This is a genomic window from Embleya sp. L77 (genome assembly GCF_055557415.1).
In genome coordinates, this window is record NZ_CM145709.1 from 3,395,611 (window position 1) to 3,414,248 (window position 18,638).

The window sequence follows — 18,638 nt, forward strand, 5'->3', positions numbered from 1 at the left end:
GAGGGATCTTGGCTGGTGGTGGCGGTGCCGGTGGGGGTGGCTCGGCGGGGGTTCGGGTCGAGACGGGGGCGTTGCGGCAGGGGGCGGCGGCGGCCCGTGAGGTGGCGGGGGCGCTGCGGCAGGCGGCGGGGAAGCCGAGTGCCGCGGTCATCGGGTGTCCGGGGTTCGCGGTTGCGGCGGCGGCCGGCGCGGTGGCGGCGGCGTGGGCGGATCAACTGCGGGCGCTCGGGGACGGGTACGACGCGGCAGGCGATGTGCTGTGGACGAACGCCGACGCGCACGACCGCACCGATCAGGCGGCGGCGGGGGCGTTCGCCGGGGCTCGGCCCTGATGGTGACGCTGACGCAGCTGCGCGACGCCGCGTTGGGTGGGCTGGATCGGGCGGTGGCCGAGTGGACCGACCTGGCGGGCGCGCTGGACGGGTTGGTCGGGCGGGCGACGACCGGTGTGGGCGGGCCGCTGCGGGCCTCGCACTGGGACGGCGCGGATGCGGATGCGGCGGAGCGGGCTTTGGCCGCTCGGGGTGAGCAGGTCAGGGTCGCGGCGCAGGAGGCCCGGTGCGTGCTGACCGTGCTGGATACGGCGGCCGACCAACTCCGCAATGCCCGGCACGATTTGCTGGCGGGATTGGCGGAGGCCGCGGCCGCGGGGTTCACCGTGTTCGAGGACGGGCGGATGGAGCCGGCCGATCCGACGCGCGGCGTCGACGCGGCGATGGTCTCGCGGCGACACGAGTTGGAGCAGCGGTTGGCCGTGCCGGTCCGGAAGGCGACCGAGGTCGACACGCACTGTGCGGAGGCGCTGGCCCGGCTGTATCCGACGGCGGCGGCCGACTGGGCGGACACCGCCGCCGACGGCGCGTGCGTGATGGCGTTGGCGGGCCTGGACCTCGCCACCATCCCGAAGGGCGATCCGGTCGCGGCGGCCAAGTGGTGGGCGGGGCTGAATCCGTCGGAGCAGGCGATGTATCTGGCCGGGTATCCGGCGGTGCTGGGGGCGATGGACGGGTTGCCGACGGACGTCCGGGACCGCGCCAATCGGGTCGCGCTGGCCGAGACGAAGGTCGCGCTGCTTGCGGAGCTGGCCGCCGCGCGGGCCAAGCGGGATGCGGCGGGGCGCACCGACGACGCGAAGTGGCGATTCCGCGTCACGGCGCTCAAGGAACGCCTGGCGGCGATCGAGGGCCTGGAGGCGACACTGCGCTCCGGCGACGACCTGTACCTGATGGGCTTCAGCGCCAAGGACGACGGCCGCGCAATCGTCGCCATCGGCAACCCGGACAGGGCCGCCCACACGGCGGTCTATGTACCGGGGACGGGGGCGAGCCTCGCGGAGACGCAGGATTATGTGGTGCGAATGCAGAACCTTGCGGCAGCAACTCAGCGCTACCTGAGCAAAGATGAGGTGTCTGTCATCGCATGGATTGGATACGACGCCCCGGATACATTGTTGCACGCGATGGATTCTTCGGGCGCGGAGCTGGCTGCACCCAAACTTAAGTCTTTTATTCGTGGCGTCGGTGTGGCTCAGGGGATCGACTCAAATCGTCATATGACAGTGATTGCTCATAGCTACGGGTCGGTCGTCGTTGGTGAGGCGGCCAGTTCTGGAAATGGGTTGCCAGTTAAGGACATCGTGGTTGCAGGTAGCCCGGGCATGCGCGTCGAGCGGGCGGCGGACCTCAACATAAATCCGAACCATTTCTGGGCAGCTTCTGCTCGTGGTGACGTTGTTCCGGCTCTGGGCTCCGGGGCGCATGCCCCTGTGGGCCCGAAGTCACACCAGAGGGTCACGCCAGATTCGCGAGCTTTTGGGGCAAATAGGATTCGAACTGATGGTGCGCACGGGCATAGTGAGTACTGGGAAACGGATGATCCGGTAAGCCTGGATAATCAGGCAGCAATCGTGGCCGGACGTTATCGAGAAGTCTCGCTGGTGTGGGGGGTGGCCCCATGAACTCTTGGCGCTGCTGTGCTGTTCTATTTACTGTTCTGGCGGCGCTTTCATCGTGCGGAGGTGATGCGAAAATTAATGTCTCTCCAGCGATGCGACGTGAATCCGTGCAATCGCAAATCGATGCCTACTCAAGTCGCGTTCTTGATGCCATTGCCCTTGGGGGTCGTCGGATTGAAAAGGATCAAAAATTGGAAAAGGCTTGCTGGGGGTCACATGTCTATGGGATGAACCACTATTGGCAACTCGAAGGCGTCGAGCCTCCTCAGTTGACCCAGGCCGTTGAGCGTCTGCACGGCTACCTCCTGGCTGAGGGGTGGGAGATCTCGACCTACACCTTGCCGCCGGCCACCCCGTCCGCCTCGATCAGCGCTACCAATCCCCGCGACGGATATGTCGTTTGGGCCAAAGGCATCGATGGACTCAACCGCGTCGCGGTGCAGGTTTCCTCTCCTTGCGTCAGGTTGTCCTAGGGGGCCGGAGGCGGAAGATGGCCCAGAAGGTCAGGGACGCGAGTGCGGCGGTGGTGAAGAGGAGGGTGGAGCGGAGCCACATGGCTCGGGTGATGCCGTCGGCGGCGCCCGTCGGGTCGAGGAGGGCCAGGATGAACAGGAACACGGCCAGGGCGTAGATGGCCGCCCAGGCCCAGCGGTTCCATTGCCACAGGGCGTGGCCGTCCATGAACCGCATCGGCAGCAGGCCGAAGACCAGGCCCACCACCGCGGCCACGAAGCACTGGGTGAGCACGTCCTCGGCGAAGACCCAGCCGAAGGGGGCGCCGTCGGACTCGTTCAGGACGTGGGTCACCGGGATGCGCCACACCCACGCGACCACCGCGAGGCCCGCCAGGGACCACGAGCCGAGGGCGATCGCGCGGCCCTCGTCGGCCGGCGACATCCGCCGCAGCCCGGCCGAGGTGAAAGCCAGGAACAGGCCGTACACGTAGCCGGGCGTCAGATGCAGCATGCGCGAGGCCGCGGCCAGGACCAGGGCGACGCCGAGGGCCCCAGGAAGCAGTCGAGGCAGCGCGCGGATGCGCGAGACGCGGCGTCGGTAGGCCTCCGCCGAGCCCTCGTACACCAGCACGCCCAGCGGGACCGCCGCCACCAGGGCCAGGGCGAGTGCGGCCGTGCCCGCGTTCCAGCCGGTACCCGGTTCGACCGCGACGCAGAACGCGGCCGAGAGCAGCACGAAGGTCAGCACCTGCAACTCGGGTAGCCGGGGTTGCGATCGAGGCCGCGCCGCTCCCGGGCGCAGCCGGCGCCGGATCCGCAGGTGGTTCTGCTCCCAGGTCTTGTTGAACAGTTCGGCCGAGAAGCCCAGTACGGGCAGTGCCACCACCGCCGTCGCGCCGGCCAGCAGCACCGGCCGGGGCTCGTCGAACAGCGCGTCCGGGCTCGGCAGGTTCACCGCCGCCTCGGACCGGTCCGTCGCCGGCGACGCGGCCGCGCCGAGCACCGCGACCCGTACCGCGAAGTCGCCGTCGTACCCCGCGCCCGTCGCGCACACGACCGTCAACGTCCCATCCCCGCCCGGAAGTCCACGCGGGACTCGGAGTTCGCCCGCGAACCGCCCGTCGCCGGCCACCGGCACGCTCCCCAGCACAGTGGTGCCATGACGTACCGTCAGCGAACCGGCCCCGCCGTCGACCGGTCGGCCGCATGCGACGAATCCGCTGCCCGCGATCCGCAACGGTTGCCCGGCGGTCGGCCGGGTGGGTGTCAGCGTCAACTCCGGTTGGGCAACCCGGAAGTCGGTGCGCAGCGTGACCCCGTTGTCGGGCATCCCCGCCCCCTGCGCGAAGCAGCTCACGGTGACCGGCTGTGGGCCGCGATTCGGTCCGTCCGGCACGGTGAAGCGGTAGGACTCGCCCTTGCTCCCGGTGCTCTGCACGCTGAGCTTGGTCAGGTCCCGCCCACCCCAGGTCACCCGCGCGTCGTCGCTCGCATTCGCGTCTCCGCAGTGCAGGTCGGTCCACAGCGTGACCTCGGTGCCCGGCGCTCCGGCGGCCGGCTCCAGGATCAGCCGCTTCGCGGACAGGTCGGCCGGCTGCTTCCGGGTCTCCTCGGGTCGAAACGAGTCGATCTCGATCGGGGCCTGCGCGAGGGCGCGTTCCTCCTCACCGTTGCATCGCACGGCGATCCGGTTCACCGGCCCGGGGATGTTGCCCTCCGCGTTCGAGCTGTAGACCGGGGCCGGAATCTCGTGCCGGAACGCGATCGAGTTGCCGTGCGCGGGGTCCACCGGCAGGTCGGCCGCGAGCAGATCCTGGTACTCCCCGGAACTGCCCCCGTTGGCCGACAGCAGGTACACGTCCACCTTGTTCGACGCGCAGCCGGTCAGCCCGGAGCCCCGGATCGCCACCACGTCCCCGGGCTTTGCCGCTCCGGGCGTCACGGTCACCGAGGGACCGGTGGCCCCGGTCGCCGGGGCCGCGAGAGCGATGGGCGCCGGCGTGAGCGCCACCGCCCAGATCCCCGCCGCGAACGCGACCCGCACCCGCGTCTGCGTCCGTGCCGACGTCCGCACCCGCGTCTGCGTCCGTGTCCGCGTCCGCGTCCGCGTCCGCAGCAGTTTTCCGTACATGGTCCCCGTTCCCCGTAGCCGAGCACCGAAGATGATGCCGGCCGGTTCCGCTTCCGGGGGCCTCGTCCGTCGAATCCGACATCCGTCGTGACCGAGCGTCAGGTTCGGCGGTCGATGAACGTCTCCAGGCCGTCGAGCAGGCGTTGCAGGCCGAACTCGAACGCCGCCTCGCCGTCCTGGGTGAAGCTGTCCTCGGCGAGCGCGGCCAGTTTCGGGTAGCGCCCGCTCGCCATCGCCGCGTTCAGCAGCGGGGCTTGGGCGGCCCAGAACTGCTCGTCGCTGACGCCGGTGCGCTGCGCCGCGCGCACGCTGTTGAAGTGGGTGCGCGCCATCCCGCTGACGTAACCGCCGTCGATGATCGACAGGACCGTCAGCTTCTCCCGGTCCGACAACCTCGCGTCCCCGATCGCGGCCAGCGTGAACTCCAGGGCCTGCAACGAGTTGGGGCCCAGGACCGGCCGGGCCTGATCGACGCCGAGCAACCACGGGTGGCGGTTGTACATCCGCCAGATACCGCGAGCGACCTGCTCCAGCGCGCCCCGCCAGCCGAGGCCGGGGGAAAATTCGGCGCCGTCGCCGGGCGCATTGACCCTGTCGACCATCAGGTCGATCAACTCGGCCTTGCCCGGGACGTAGCGATAGAGCGACATCGTGCCGGAGCCGATCTCGGCGGCCACGCGACGCATCGAGACCGCATCCAGTCCCTCGGCGTCGGCGACGGCGATCGCGGCCGTGACGATCCCGTCCAGGGTCAGCGCCGGCTTGGGGCCTCGGGCCGGTTTCCGGTCCACGCCCCACAGCAGTTCGAGGCTGCGGGCGAGGTCACCGCTGCCGGTGTGGTCGGTGCTCGTCATGGTGTCCCCATCGTATGAGCCCGGTTCGGTCGCCCGAGGACGGTGCGCGACGCCTCGCGGCCCCGGCGCACCGACGCAAACCCGTCGAGACAAACCGAGTACGCCGTACGCGCAATCGGGTACGGTGTACCCGGTCTGGCGGAGGTCGAGAAGGAGACCGATGGGAACGTCGATGCGAGCGCCGATGGAAACGTCACCGGAAACCACGAGCCACGCGGTCCTCGCGCAGGGCCTGACCAAGCGCTACGGCACCACCCACGCACTCGACGATTTCGACCTGACCGTGCCTCGCGGCACCGTACAGGGACTGCTCGGCCCCAATGGGGCGGGCAAGACCACGGCGGTCCGGATCCTGTCCACGCTGCTGCGCCCGGACGGCGGCCGGGCCCTGGTCGCCGGCCACGACGTGACCGGAGATCCCCGGCGGGTGCGCCGACACATCGGACTGGTCGGCCAACACCCGGCCGTCGACGAAGTGGTGACGGGTCGGCGCAATCTGATCCTGTTCGGACGCCTGTTCCATCTGGACCGACGCCAGGCGGTACGCCGGGCCGACGAACTGCTGGAGCAATTCGGCCTGGTCGAGGTCGCGGACCGGGGGGTCCGGCAGTACAGCGGCGGCATGCGCCGGCGGCTCGACCTGGCCGTGAGCATGATCCTCGCTCCGGACGTGCTCTTCCTGGACGAGCCGACCACCGGCCTCGATCCGCGCGGGCGCAACGAGGTCTGGGCGGCGGTGCGTTCGTTGCTCGCGGGTGGCACCGCGGTGCTGCTGACCACGCAATACCTGGACGAGGCGGACAAGTTGGCGGACCGGGTCGCGGTGCTCGATCGTGGCCGCAAGATCGCCGACGACACTCCGGATCGGCTCAAGCGCGAACTGGGCGGCGATCGCATCGAGATCGTCGTACGCGATGTGGCCGACCTGCCGCGCGTGGTCGAGGTGATGGCCCGGGTGGCCCACTCGGCCGGCGAGCCGGTGCTCGACCGCGAGGAGCGACGGGTGACCGCACCGGTCGGCGATCGGGTCGCGGCGCTGACCAACGTCGCACGGACCTGTCAGGACGAGGGGATCGCGATCGAGGACATCGGGGTGCGCCGGCCGACCCTGGACGAGGTCTTCCTGCGGCTGACCGGCCGAAGTGCCCGGGAGCCGAACCGACCGGGGGCCGGGTCCGACCGCCCGCACCCGTCGAGCCGGCCGTCGGCCGCACCCGTCGAGGAGGGGATCCGTCCGTGAGCGCGACCACCGTGCCCCCGGCCGAGATGCCCGAACGCCGGTTGTACTGGGCGATCGCGGACTGTCTGACCGTCGTGCGCAACGAACTGGTGCACATCGCCCGACAACCGAGCGCTCTGGCTTGGCAGTTGGGCTTCCCGATCGTGTCCGTACTGCTGTTCGTGTACGTCTTCGGCAGTGCGATGGATGTGGGCGGCTCGGTCGATTACCGGGACTACGCGCTGCCCGGGATGTTCGCGATGACCATGGCGCAGGGGTTCATGAACACCGCGACGATCGTCGCGTTCACCCGCGGACTCGGCGTGATGGACCGCTACCGCTCGATGCCGATGGCGCCCTCGGCGGTGGTCACCGGGCGCGGGGTCGCCGATGTGCTCGGCGCGAGCGTCGACCTCGCCGTGCTCGCGGCGATCGCGCTCGTCGTCGGATGGCGCCCGGACGGCACCCTGCCCGAAGCCCTGGCCGCCTTCGGGTTGTTGCTGCTGTTGCGCTTCTCGCTCACCTGGGTCGGCGTGTACCTGGGTCTGCTGGTGCCCGACGCGGAGGCGGCGGGCAGCCTGTTCGCCGTGGCCTTCCCGTTCGGCATCGTCTCCAGCGTCTTCACGCCGCCGTCGATGATGCCGCAGTGGCTGGGCGCGGTGGCGATGTGGAATCCGGTCTCGTCCACCGCGAACGCGATCCGCGACCTGTTCGGCAATCCGGCTCCGCACGGGGACGGCTGGATCGAGGAGCACGCGTTGGTGATGGCGATGGTTTGGCCGGTGCTGATCACCGCGATCTTCCTGCCGCTCGCGGTGCGGCGCTTCCGGGCACTCGGCCGCTGATCGGTGCTCGACCGGTCACAGATGATGCCGAGGCGGCGGCCGGGGGCCATATATCCGCTACGGAACAATCTATTGGCTTACCTATCTTGTTACGCTGCCGGTATGACTACCGAGAGCCTGGCCCCGACCGTCCTGGACATGACCGGCATGTTCGTGCACGCCGGGCACGTGATGAACACCCGGATGGCGGCCGCACTCGCGGCGATCGACATCACGCCGCGCAGCTTCTGCGTGCTCGCGCACGCGGTCGATCAGGACCTGACCCAGGCCCAGGTGGCCGAGCTGGCCGATCTGGACAAGACCACGATGGTGGTCACCATGGACGAGTTGGAGCAGGCCGGGCTGGCCGAGCGGCGGCCCGCACCGACCGACCGGCGGGCGCGGATCATCGTGGTGACCGACGCCGGGCGCGACCTGATCCGAGCCGGACGCGGGATCGTCGACGGCGTGCATCGCGAGGTGTTGGAGGCGCTGCCCGAGGACGAGCGCACGGTGTTCATGTCCGCGCTGACCCGCCTGGTCGGCGGAGTGCTCGCGAAGCCGGTCGAGTCCGAGGTGACGGTACGGCGGGCCAGGACGCCGAAGCGGTAGGCCCATCGCCCATCAGGCGGCCGGGCGCGCGGGCCGGGCGTGCCCGCGAGGCACGGGAGGCTCCGGCGAAGAAGAGACCATAGAAGAATGGTCTGTAGAAGAAGAGTCTGAAAGAGATCGTCTACAACAAAACTATCTGCTAATGTCTCTCCTGTGAGTCGGTCGTCCGCCGACCGGTCGTCCAGGGGAGATGAGCAGATATGTCACGCATGGCTGTATCGACGGACAGGTCGCGCTGGTCGGCGCTCGCGGTGCTGTGTGCCGGGGTGTTGATGGTGGTCCTCGACGGCACGATCGTCACCGTGGCGCTGCCCGCCATTCAGAGTGACCTGGGCTTCTCCCAGTCGGGCCTGGCCTGGGTGGTCAACGCGTACGGGATCGCCTTCGGCGGCCTGCTGCTCCTGGCCGGTCGGCTCGGCGACCTGATCGGGCGGCGCCGGATGTTCATCGCCGGCATGGTCGTCTTCACCGCCGCGTCGCTGCTGTGCGGTGTGGCGACCGGGCCCGAACTGCTGATCGCCGCCCGCTTCCTCCAGGGCATCGGCGGCGCCATGTCGTCGGCGGTGGCGATCGGGATGATCGTCACGCTGTTCCCGGACCCGCGCGAGCGGGCCAGGGCGATAGGCGCGTTCAGCTTCGTGGGTGCGGCGGGTGCCTCGATCGGTCTCGTGCTCGGCGGGCTGCTCACCGAGGCCTTCACGTGGCACTGGATCTTCTTCGTCAACGTGCCGATCGGCGTCGCGGCCACCGTGCTCGCCTTCCGCCTGCTGGTCGCCGACCGGGGGCTCGGGCGGTCCGCGGGCGCGGATCTGTGGGGTGCGTTGCTGATCACGTCCGGTCTGATGGTGCTCGTCTACACGATCGTGGAGGCCGACGCGCAAGGGTGGGCCTCGGTGCGCACGCTCGGCACGGGTGCGGTCTCGCTGCTGCTGATCCTCGGCTTCGTGGTCCGCCAGGCCAGGGCGCGAACGCCGTTGTTGCCGCTGCGGGTGTTCCGGTCGGCGCGGGTGTCGGGAGCCAACGCGATCCAGATGCTGATGGTCGGTGCGCTGTTCGCCTTCCAGTTGATGATCGCGCTGTACCTCCAGCACGTGCTCGGTTACGGCGCGGCCCGCACGGGTGTTGCGATGTTGCCGTCGGCGGTCGTCATCGGCATCGTCACGCTCGGCTTCTCGGCCCGGATCAACGCCCGCTTCGGCGAGCGCAACGTCGTGGTCGCGGGCCTGGCCCTGCTCCTGGTCGGGCTGCTGTTCCTGGCCCGGGTGCCGGCCGACGGCGACTACGTCACCGACGTGCTGCCCGCGATGTTGCTGCTGGCCGGCTTCGGTCTGGCCATCCCGGCGCTCACCACACTGGGCATGTCCGGGGCCACCGCCGAGGACGCCGGGGTGGTCGGCGGTCTGTTCAACACCACCCAGCAGGTCGGCGGCGCACTCGGGCTGGCCGTCCTGAACACGCTCGCCGGCGCGAAGGCGGAACGGCTGCTCGCCGAGGGCAGGTCCACTGCCGACGCGCTGACCGGCGGCTACACCCTCGCCTTCGGCATCGGCGCCGGTCTGATCGCCGCCGCGATCGCCCTCACCCTGCTGGTGCTGCGCTCCCCGAACCGGGACGGGGAGTCGACCGTGATTGCGGAGAACACGGAGGAAGACACCGAGGCGGCGGCCGAGTTGCCGGTCCACGCCCTCTGACCGTCAACCGCCCCGAGGCCCTTGTCGCACCTGCGGCGGGGGTCTTCGGCGTTCGCCCGCAACCCCGGCTGCTCCGCAACCCCGGCTACATCGCACCGGGGCCGCCTGTGCCCCCGCCGCTCCCGAAGATCCCCGCGGCCCACCCGCACCTGCGGCGGTCAGACCGCGGCCGTTCGGGTCGCCGCTGCTTCCTCGTAGGCCAGTTGTGCTGCTGCGATCTCCTCGATGTGGCTTTCCGACCACACCCGGATCGCCTCCATCAGGCCGCTCACGCTGTCGCCGAGTTCGGTCAGCGAGTACTCGACCTGTGGCGGCACGGTCGGATGGACCGTGCGCCGGACCAGGCCGTTGCGTTCCAGGTCGCGCAGGGTCTGGGTGAGCATCTTCTTGGTGATGCCACCCAGTCGGCGGCGCAGTTCCGCGTACCGCAGCGTGCCCGGGTGCAGGGCCCCGACGACGAGGGCCACCCACTTGTTCGCGATCAGGTGCAGCACGGCCCGGGACGCGCAGTCGCTGAGGTATACGTCGGCGCCGCCGAAAGGACGCAGGTCGGGAGGGGTATGCATGAGGTACCCAGGTACCAGGAAAGTGCCTTCTTCACAAATACATACCGGAACGCCGAAGCTTGCCCGCATGACGACGAACACGCAGACGAACCCGCAGACGGACACGCACACGAACATGATCACCGTGCATCAGGACAGGCTCGGCGGCCCGGAGGTTCTCCGGCTGATCGAGACCGCGATACCCACACCAGGACCCGGCGAGGTACTGGTCGAAGTGCGCGCCGCGGGGGTCAACCCGATCGACACCAAGATCCGGGCCGGCGGGATGTGGCTGGTGCCGCCGTTCACCCTCGGCTGGGACGTCTCCGGCGTCGTGGCCGGGGTCGGCGAGGGGGTGCGGCGCTTCGCGGTCGGCGACGAGGTGTACGGCATCCCGGACTTCCCGCACCTGGCGGGTGGCTACGCGGAGTTCGTGGTGGCCTCGGAGTCGTCGTTCGCGCCGAAGCCGACCTCGCTCGACCACGTGCAGGCCGCGGCGCTGCCGCTGTCCGCGTCCATCGCATGGCAGGCCCTGGTCGAGGGCGCCGGGGTGGGGCCCGGCCAACGGGTGCTGATCCACGCGGCGGCGGGCGGCGTCGGACACCTGGCGGTGCAGATCGCCAAGTCCCGGGGCGCGTACGTGATCGGCACGGCGAGCGCGGCCAAGCACGAACTGCTGCGCGAGCTGGGAGCGGACGAGGTCGTGGACTACACGACCACCGACTTCGGCACGGCGGTCCGCGACGTGGACGTCGTCCTCGACCTGATCGGCGGCGACTACGAGGATCGCTCGCTGCCCACGCTCCGCCCCGGCGGCATCCTGCTCAACATCACCAACCCGCCCGCCGCCGACGCCACCGCGGCCAAGGCCGAGGCGGCGGGCCGGCGCGGGCTCACGTTCGACCTGGACCCCAATCCCGAGCGCCTGGCCCTGATCGGCGAGTTGGCGGACGCCGGCGAGCTGCGCCCGATCGTCAGCGAGACCTTCCCGCTGGCCGAGGTGGTCAAGGCACACGAGACGGCCGAGGCGAATCGCACCACCGGCAAGATCGTGCTGATCCCCTGAGCCCGGCGAGGAAGCCCCAAGCCCGGTCCGCAGGCACCGCACGCACGCACCACCCGCACCGCACGCACCGAAACGTGCGGTCCGGGTCCAACGAAGCCCGGCACTCCCGCCGCAGCCGGCCGGAGTGCCGGGCTTCGACCGCACGCGTCCTGCCCGGTCGCGCCCACCCGACGGCACCGCGCCCGAGGCCACCCCGCCCCACGGCACCCAGCCCACGCCGCCCTACTCGGTGATCTCGATCGTGCCCGCCATCCCGGTGCCCACGTGGTACATGCAGTTGAACGTGTACGAGCCCGGCCGGCCGAAACTCAGCTTGATGTCCTGGGACTTGCCGCCCTCGGACGGCGCGACCGGCGCACCGCCGGGCAGGATCATCTGGTGCGGGGTGATCCCGGTGTCCGCCAGCGTGATCACCAGCGGGCCGGTCCGGGCGCGGATCACCGACGGCGAGAAGCGCAGCTTGTCGTCCACCCGCAACTCGATCCGCTGCACCCCGTCGGTGCCCAGTGCCGCGACGCCCTCGGACGCCGCGGCGGTCGCCTCGGCCTCGGCCATGTACGAACCGGGGCCGCCCTCCGCCCCCCAACTCCCGCAGCCGGTGAGCAGCAGCGGCAGGGCCAGTGCCCCGACCAACCATCGACGCCGCATCGGACTCAGCCCTCCAGCAGGGATTGACCGACATACCCGCCCGGGGCGCACCCCGGCGGGATCACGAACAGCGCGCTCGCCTCGTGCCGCAGGAACGGGGAGAGCGCATCGCCGCGGGCCAGCTTGCGCTGGATCGGCACGAAGCCGTCGTCGGGATCGTGCTGCCACGCGACGAACAGCAGCCCGGCGTCCGGCGCGCCGTCCGTGCCGAACCCGTCGTGGTAGGAGTAGCCGCGCCGCAACATCGTCGCCCCCCGGTTGAACTCCGGTGCCGCGACCCGGATGTGGGCGTTCGCGGTGATCACCAGTTGGCCGTCGGGACCGCGCTTGCCGAAGTCGGCGGCGCTGTGCTCTCCGCCGCCGGTCAGCGGGGCGCCGGTGTCCTTGCTCCGGCCGATCACCCGCTCCTGGTGGCCCTTGTCGAGGCCGTCCCAGGCGTCGAGCAACATCCGGATCCGGCGGAAGACCACGTACGTGCCGCCGGTCGTCCAGCCCTGTTCGGGGCCCGCGGCCGTGGTGACGAAGATCTTCTCGTCGAACTTGGGGTCGGCCGGCTTCGGGTTGTTGCTGCCGTCGATCTGGCCCATCAGGTTCCGATGCGTCATCGGCTTGGCCGTGGCGCCCGGCGAGCGGGCGAAGCCGTTCATCTGCCAGCGGATCCGGGCCACCCCCTTGGCCAGCTTCTGCAGCGCGCGGACCGCGCCGAAGGCGACCAGACCGTCGTCCGCGCACACCTGGACGAACAGGTCGCCGTCGCTGCGGGCCGGGTCCAGTGCGTCGTCCGGGAACGGCGGAAGCGGCTTGAGTGCGGCGGGCCGCTTCGCGGCGAGCCCCACCTTGTCGAACAGGGCGGCGCCGAAGCCGAAGGTGACCGTCAACGAGCAGGGCCCGGCGTCCGCCGCGACCTGGTCGTCGCCCGCCACCGGTCGGCCCGAGGTCAGCTGCGCGGCCGCGTCCGACCAGCGCCTCATCAGCGCGGCGACCGCGGCCCGGTCCGCACCCGGTTCCAGGTCCCAGCCCAGGAAGACACCCTTGGCCTGGGCCGGCGTGGTGATGCCGGCCTGATGTTTCCCGTGAAACGGCACGCTGGTCGCGCCGACGCGGGTCAGCGCCGGGCCGCCCTCGCCGTCGGACTCGCCCGCGAACGCGACCGCGCCGCCGGTGGCACCGACCACCAGGCCGCCCGCGCCGGCCGCGCCCGCGACACCGACGAAGCGGCGGCGCGAGACGGCCGAACCGCTGCTCGCTCGATCGGAGGATTCCGGGCTGCTCATCACGTCGTCCTTCGCAGGTTCCAGCGGCTCGCGGGTGCCCTCGGCGCCGCGCTCACCGTCCATCACATTCACCACGTCGACCGTGTCCACCACGTCGGCCGCCGCCGCCGGCGACGGCCCCCGGCGCACCACCACGACCAGCGCGAGCGCCGTACCCAGGCCGGCGCCGAGCACCAGCACCGTCAGCGCCCGGTCCGGCACCAGCCCACCCACGAACGGCGACGACGAGCGCCACAACACCGGCAGGTCGTAGCCGGCCACCCGCAGCGCCAGCACGCCGAGCGCCGGCGCGGCCAACCACGCGCCGCCCACCCGACCCCGGACCAGCAGCGCCGCACCCGCGAACGCCACCGCCGCGGACAACAGTTGCAGCAGATTGCCGGCCAGGAACGCGCCCGCCCAGGCACCGAGACCGCCGGCCCGGGCCGCCGCGACCAGGGCCAGGTGCAGCACGCTCGCCGCCGCGACCACGCCCGCGAGTGCGCCGTACCCGCGCAGGGCCCGACGGCGGACCGGCGGCAACCACACCGCGGCGAGCACCACCAGCGCGAGCGCGATCGACCCGGCGATGCCCGGCCACGGGCTGGGCCCGGGCACCCAGCGCAGTTCGCCGGTGGCGGCCAGTTCACGGTCGCCGACGCGCATCGGCACGGTCCAGGTGGAGATCCGCTGCGCACGGTCGGGATCGGCCATCACCCGCGGTGGCAGCCGCTGTTGCACGATCCAGTGCACCCGCTGGTCGTACCAGCGGGCCACCGGTTCGGTGGAGATCCGGTGCCACTGCGGGGCGCCGGTCGGTTGCAGGTTCGACTTCTCGTCGACCGAGCCCCATCGCTCGCTGCTGAGTTGCACGGCGGGCGACTGACGGTTCTCGAACACCCCGCCCCGGCCGATCCGCAGGAACGGCTCGCTCATGTACCCGAGCACGATCACGTCCTGCGGGCCGGTGTTGCGCAGCTCCATCCGCGCGCCGTTTTCGATCACCTTGACCGTCAGGCCCGGGTCGAGCCTGCTCGGCGAGGTCATCACGGTGTGGAAGTTGCTCGGCCCCTGACCGGACAACTCCTGCGCGAACGCGCTGCTCGTCGGGGTCAGGCAGGCCAGCACCGCGACGAACAGCACCACGAGGCGACGTACGTGCCTCACTTGACCTCCACGGGCACCGTCACGGTGACGCGATCGACGTCGGAGGTACGGATCGCGAAGGACAACTCCCAGCGCCCCGCCATCGGCATCGACAGATCGCCGAGCCAGTGTCCGGGACCACCCCGGCGCACCTGCACGTCCGCGCCGTCGATGCCCTTGCCCGGGAGCGCCATCGACACGGTCAGCTCTTCCACCTCACGGATCTGCCCGATCGGATCGGAGAAGTAGAGGTGCAGTTCGTTGGGCCCCACCCGGGCCGGGTCGACCGTGACGTCGAGCCTGCCCCTGCCCGCCGCGCCACCGGCGTCGAACGGGACGGTGCGACTGACCGGGCCCGCCGCCTCGGCCTGCTTGCGCTCGTGCGCGGTGCGGCCGGGTTCGGTGTCGGTGAGTACCGTGGTGACCCCCAACACCGCGATCGCCAGGGCGGCCTCGATCGCGACCGTCTTGCGCAGCACGGCCCATCTCGGGCCGCCCGCCGTGCTCTTGCCGACCGCGCCCTTTCCGAGCGGGGCCTTGCCGGCCGCCGCCAACTGCCGCATCAGCCAGCGTCGGGAGACCCACGCACCGGCCAGCATCAGCAGCACCAGGTCGACCTTGAAGACCAGCAACAGGCCGAACGTGGTGTCGAACAGCGCGGCGAAGGAACCCACCTGCCGCCAGGCCGCGTACGACCCGGTCGCCACCAGCACGCACACCGAGGCGAACGCGGTCCGGGAGAAGATCCGCACCGTCGGCACGTCCAGGCCCGCCTCCGGCGCCGGGTCGCCCGGGCGCAGGATCAGCGTGACCACGATCGCGAGCCCGCCGAGCCACGTGGACATCGCGAGCAGGTGCAGCGTGTCCGCGGCCATCGCCAGTTCCACCTGACGGCCCACCGACGCATGGTCGGCGATCGGCCAGGTGACGGCGATCGCGGTGCACAGCACTGCCCAGACGCCGGCCAGGATGTGCCGGGTACGGTCGGCCGCGTGGGCGAGCGAGGCGATCAGCCAGCCGAGCAGTGCGCCGGCCGCGCCGAGCAGCAGCACCCGCACCGCGATCGCCTTGCCCAGCTTGGTGTCCAGCGTCGCGCGCAACACTTCCGCGTCGAACGCCGAGGACAGGCCCAGGCCGGAGGCGTTCGGACCGTGCAGCATCAGCACCGCGAGCGAGGCCAGCAGTAGCCCGCCCCACGCACCGGACAGCAGCAGCCAGACCCGGAATCGGCCGACCGCGGCCGGCCGGGCGATCAGCAGGAACAGCACCGCGCCGCCGAGCACCGCGAAGGACAGGTAGGCGACCCCGCCGGCGGCGCGCTCCGACACGTCCGTCGCGGTGGAACCCTGGTCGGTCAGGTCGGAGACCCGCACACCGCCGGAGGCCTGGCCGATGTTGAAGGTGAACGCGCCCGAGATCGGGTGCGAGTCGGCCGAGACCGCCCGCCAGGCGACCGTGTAGGTGCCGGTGGGCAGGCCGCCGCGCAGCGGGGTGACCACGCTGGTGTCGCCGTCCGGCCCGTGCTTGGTCTGGTTGTTGTCCACCCGGGTGCCGGCCGGGTCGAAGACCTTCACCCCGCCGAGGCCGATCTCCACGCTTTCGCTGAACCTCAGCGTGACCGTCGCGGGCGCGGTGGACAGGGTCGAACCGGACGCCGGGTTGGACGACTCCAGGACGGCATGCGCCGACGCCGCCCCGGCCCCGCCGAGCACGAGCGCGGCGAGCAGCAGGGGCAGCGCGAGCAGCCACGCGAGCGCACGGCGGCCGGCCCCGCGAGCGGCGCGGGCCGCGGCCGGGGGCGGCGCCGAGGCGGCCGCCGGGTCAGTGACCCGCATGGCCCGTGTGGTCCGCGGCGGGGGCGGCCGACGAGGTTTCCGAGGCCGGCGCGGCTGTGCCCGGCGCGGCCCCGCCCGGCGCGGTCGCCGCGGGCGCGCCCGCGGTCGGCGCGTCGCCGGGGCGTTCGGTCACCCCGAGCACGGGCACCTGCACGGTGACCGGCCCGGTGTGCTGGAAGGTCAGCGTCAGCGGCACGGTGTCCCCCTTCTTCACGGCCTTGTTCGGGTTCATGAACATGATGTGGTTGCCGCCGCGGGCCAGCACGCCCTTGCCGTGTGCGGGCACGTCCAGACCCGGGATGTGCTGCATCGAGTTGCCGGCGGTCCGGTGCAGCATCACCTCGCCGGACAGCGGGCTGGTCACCGAGAGCAGCCGGTCGGCGGTGTCGCCGTCGTTCTGCACGATCAGGTAGCCCGCCGCGACGTCCGCCGAGGAGGGCTGCGGGATGTACGGGTCGACGATGCGCAGTTGCGGGGCACCCTGGGCGGCGCCCGCGTTCGCCGGCGCGGCGGCCTTGCGGTCGCCGGCGTCGGAGGAGCCGGAGTCGGCGCATGCCACCAGCACGCCGCCGATCCCGAGCGCCAGCACGCCGCCGACGGCGAGCGGTACGGCCTTGCGGGGGAGGGGGAAGAGCTTCACTTCTTGGCGTCCTCGGGGTGGATCAGCAGCGGCAGGTCATGGGCGAAGTCGTCGGAGGAGTTCCCGTTCGGGGTGCCGTCCGGCAGCAGTCCGCTGCTCGCGCTGTACATGACCGGTCCCTCGTTGTTGGGGGCGAAGGCGATCACCTGGGTGCCGTGGGTGCTCACGACCTTGCCGTCCGGGCCGGTGGTGGGCGGCTCGATGGAGACCCCGACCTGGCGTGCGGCGGCCTGGATCCGGTCGAACGGGCCGGTCAGGCCGACGAAGGACTTGTCCAGTGAGTCGAGCCACTCGCGCAGCGCCGCCTGGGTGTCGCGCTCGGGGTCGGTGGTCACGAAGACCACGTCCACGGTGGCCCGGTCCTGCGCGGGCAGCTTGCCGAGCGCCCGGACGATGTCGCCCATGACCGTGGGGCACGCGTCCGGGCAGTGGGTGTAGCCGAAGTACAACAGCGTGGTGCGCCCGGCCGTCTTGGCCCGGAAGTCGTACGGCTGCCCGGAGGTGTCGGTCAGGGTCATTTCCGGCTTGCTCCACGGCGGGTCGACGGCGATGCCCTTGTACTTGGAGTTCGCCTCGCGCACCTTCACCGGCGAGCCGTTGTCGGACTTGTCGGAGTCACCGCACCCCGTGGCCACGAGCAGCCCGGCCGCGACCAGCGCGGCGAGGCGAAGGCCGGTGCGGCGGGTCCGGCCGAGGGACTGCGTTGCGTTGCTCATCGTTCTCCAGGTCGTTGCTGCCGAGGGCTCGTCCCCGACGCGTTCGGCGTCGGCGCGGGCCCGGTGGCCCGGGTGCGGGCACCGATGGGATCGGTGCGCGCACCCGGGCCGGGAAGTTCGCGCCCGGAGCCGGGGTGAGGGACCCCGGCCCGAAGCGGGACGCGAGGATCAGCCGGAGGTGGTGCCCCGACGCGAGGCGCGCAGGACGGCGAACACGCCGACGCCCAGGCCCAGTACGCCGACCACGATGCCGACCACGCCGAGCGTGCGGGCGGTCGAGTCGTCGCTCTTGTCCTCGGCGACCGCGGCGACGGACGCCTTGGCGTCGGTCGAGGGCTTGGCCGACGCGGTGGTCGGCGTCGTGCCGGCGCCCGCCTTGGCGGTGAGCTTGAGGGTCGGCGCCGGGTACTGCGGCTCCTTGCCGTCCGGACCGGCCAGGTCGATCCAGCGCACGACCTCGCCGCTGTCGTAGGTCTGCACGGCCTTGAAGACGAGCTTGTCGGTGTCGGTGGGCAGCTTGCCCATGGACACCTCGAAGTCCTCGAACGTGCCCGGGTTCACCCGGGTGCCGGCGTCCGCGGTCCAGGTGATCTTGGAGACCACCTCGGTGAGCGGCTTGCCGTGGTTGTCGATCGGCGTGGCCAGCTTGGTCTTCTCGACCTCGGCCTTCCAGCCCGGCATCGCCCGGGTCTGCACCGACGTGAGCGGCTTGTCGGCGGGCAGGGTGATCTCGAGCTTGGTGGTCCCCGCGTCGTCGCGCTCGTTGGGGACCCGGAAGGCGACCTTGGCGTAGGAGCCCTGGTCGGCGGTGCCCGGCTGCACGCTCACGTGCGCGGAGGCCGAGCCCGCGAAGAAGAGGATGCCGGCGCCGGCCGAGGCGGCTGCCACGGACAGCCGGCGGCGCGTGGTGGACAGGGTCATGGGGTGTCTGCTCCATGGGTGATCCGGCCGAGGGCACACGGGGTCGGCCTCGGTCCGGGAGGGGACGGCAGGAGGGCGGACGCGCGCCACCGCCGATCCGGCACCCGATCGAGCGGGATCATCCGGGA

17 protein-coding genes are annotated in these 18,638 nt (G+C 71.4%); 8 read left to right on the forward strand and 9 right to left on the reverse strand.

Annotation, left to right across the window (positions count from 1 at the left end):
• The first annotated feature begins 8 nt into the window (after positions 1 to 8).
• The 3 genes from ACZOOI_RS14500 to ACZOOI_RS14510 are packed head-to-tail and all read left to right on the forward strand — an operon-like array spanning position 9 to position 2,427.
• Entirely contained in the window at positions 9 to 332 is a 324-nt protein-coding gene (locus ACZOOI_RS14500) for a hypothetical protein (RefSeq protein WP_465281026.1), read from the forward strand.
• The gene (locus ACZOOI_RS14505) at positions 332 to 1,957 is read left to right on the forward strand and encodes an alpha/beta hydrolase (RefSeq protein ID WP_465281027.1); all 1,626 of its coding nucleotides are present in this window, start codon (positions 332 to 334) and stop codon (positions 1,955 to 1,957) included. The genes ACZOOI_RS14500 and ACZOOI_RS14505 overlap by 1 nt, the downstream gene beginning before the upstream one ends.
• Positions 1,954 to 2,427 (forward strand): hypothetical protein, encoded by a 474-nt coding sequence (locus ACZOOI_RS14510; RefSeq protein WP_465281028.1) that lies wholly within the window; start codon positions 1,954 to 1,956, stop codon positions 2,425 to 2,427. The genes ACZOOI_RS14505 and ACZOOI_RS14510 overlap by 4 nt, the downstream gene beginning before the upstream one ends.
• On the opposite strand, the gene ACZOOI_RS14515 is transcribed toward ACZOOI_RS14510, so the two are convergent.
• Complete coding sequence (locus ACZOOI_RS14515; protein WP_465281029.1) at positions 2,414 to 4,453, reverse strand: FGLLP motif-containing membrane protein; 2,040 nt, start codon at positions 4,451 to 4,453, stop codon at positions 2,414 to 2,416. The genes ACZOOI_RS14510 and ACZOOI_RS14515 overlap by 14 nt on opposite strands.
• A gap of 185 nt (positions 4,454 to 4,638) precedes the next feature.
• On the reverse strand, positions 4,639 to 5,394 hold the full coding sequence (locus tag ACZOOI_RS14520; RefSeq protein ID WP_465281030.1) for a TetR/AcrR family transcriptional regulator: 756 nt from the start codon (positions 5,392 to 5,394) through the stop codon (positions 4,639 to 4,641).
• 160 nt (positions 5,395 to 5,554) lie between these two features.
• Between ACZOOI_RS14520 and ACZOOI_RS14525 the strand changes: the two genes are divergently transcribed.
• From ACZOOI_RS14525 to ACZOOI_RS14540, 4 genes are all read left to right on the forward strand, one after another.
• Positions 5,555 to 6,634, forward strand: coding sequence for an ATP-binding cassette domain-containing protein (locus tag ACZOOI_RS14525; protein WP_465281031.1), 1,080 nt, complete (start codon positions 5,555 to 5,557; stop codon positions 6,632 to 6,634).
• Between the two features lie 26 nt (positions 6,635 to 6,660).
• Entirely contained in the window at positions 6,661 to 7,458 is a 798-nt protein-coding gene (locus ACZOOI_RS14530; RefSeq protein WP_465281194.1) for an ABC transporter permease, read from the forward strand.
• A 102-nt stretch (positions 7,459 to 7,560) separates the two neighbouring features.
• Complete coding sequence (locus ACZOOI_RS14535; protein WP_465281032.1) at positions 7,561 to 8,049, forward strand: MarR family winged helix-turn-helix transcriptional regulator; 489 nt, start codon at positions 7,561 to 7,563, stop codon at positions 8,047 to 8,049.
• Between the two features lie 209 nt (positions 8,050 to 8,258).
• On the forward strand, positions 8,259 to 9,740 hold the full coding sequence (locus tag ACZOOI_RS14540) for a DHA2 family efflux MFS transporter permease subunit (protein WP_465281033.1): 1,482 nt from the start codon (positions 8,259 to 8,261) through the stop codon (positions 9,738 to 9,740).
• A gap of 158 nt (positions 9,741 to 9,898) precedes the next feature.
• On the opposite strand, the gene ACZOOI_RS14545 is transcribed toward ACZOOI_RS14540, so the two are convergent.
• The gene (locus tag ACZOOI_RS14545) at positions 9,899 to 10,306 is read right to left on the reverse strand and encodes a winged helix-turn-helix transcriptional regulator (RefSeq protein WP_396008089.1); all 408 of its coding nucleotides are present in this window, start codon (positions 10,304 to 10,306) and stop codon (positions 9,899 to 9,901) included.
• A gap of 67 nt (positions 10,307 to 10,373) precedes the next feature.
• On the opposite strand from ACZOOI_RS14545, the gene ACZOOI_RS14550 reads away from it, so the two are divergent.
• Positions 10,374 to 11,351 (forward strand): NADP-dependent oxidoreductase, encoded by a 978-nt coding sequence (locus tag ACZOOI_RS14550; protein WP_465281034.1) that lies wholly within the window; start codon positions 10,374 to 10,376, stop codon positions 11,349 to 11,351.
• Positions 11,352 to 11,573: 222 nt separating this feature from the next.
• Here the strand turns inward: ACZOOI_RS14550 and ACZOOI_RS14555 are convergent, their stop codons facing one another.
• The 6 genes from ACZOOI_RS14555 to ACZOOI_RS14580 form a co-directional block, all read right to left on the reverse strand.
• Positions 11,574 to 11,999, reverse strand: a complete 426-nt coding sequence (locus tag ACZOOI_RS14555; protein ID WP_465281035.1) for a cupredoxin domain-containing protein — start codon at positions 11,997 to 11,999, stop codon at positions 11,574 to 11,576.
• Positions 12,000 to 12,004: 5 nt separating this feature from the next.
• Positions 12,005 to 14,419, reverse strand: a complete 2,415-nt coding sequence (efeB, locus tag ACZOOI_RS14560; protein WP_465281036.1) for an iron uptake transporter deferrochelatase/peroxidase subunit — start codon at positions 14,417 to 14,419, stop codon at positions 12,005 to 12,007.
• Positions 14,416 to 16,233: a copper resistance CopC/CopD family protein gene (locus tag ACZOOI_RS14565; protein ID WP_465281037.1), complete on the reverse strand. Its 1,818-nt coding sequence runs from the start codon at positions 16,231 to 16,233 to the stop codon at positions 14,416 to 14,418. The genes efeB and ACZOOI_RS14565 overlap by 4 nt, the downstream gene beginning before the upstream one ends.
• The gene (locus tag ACZOOI_RS14570; RefSeq protein WP_465281038.1) at positions 16,220 to 16,873 is read right to left on the reverse strand and encodes a copper chaperone PCu(A)C; all 654 of its coding nucleotides are present in this window, start codon (positions 16,871 to 16,873) and stop codon (positions 16,220 to 16,222) included. Before ACZOOI_RS14570 ends, ACZOOI_RS14565 begins: the two co-directional genes overlap by 14 nt.
• Positions 16,870 to 17,589, reverse strand: a complete 720-nt coding sequence (locus ACZOOI_RS14575; RefSeq protein WP_465281039.1) for an SCO family protein — start codon at positions 17,587 to 17,589, stop codon at positions 16,870 to 16,872. The genes ACZOOI_RS14570 and ACZOOI_RS14575 overlap by 4 nt, the downstream gene beginning before the upstream one ends.
• Before the next feature lie 168 nt (positions 17,590 to 17,757).
• Positions 17,758 to 18,510, reverse strand: a complete 753-nt coding sequence (locus ACZOOI_RS14580) for a YcnI family copper-binding membrane protein (RefSeq protein ID WP_465281040.1) — start codon at positions 18,508 to 18,510, stop codon at positions 17,758 to 17,760.
• Positions 18,511 to 18,638 lie beyond the last annotated feature (128 nt).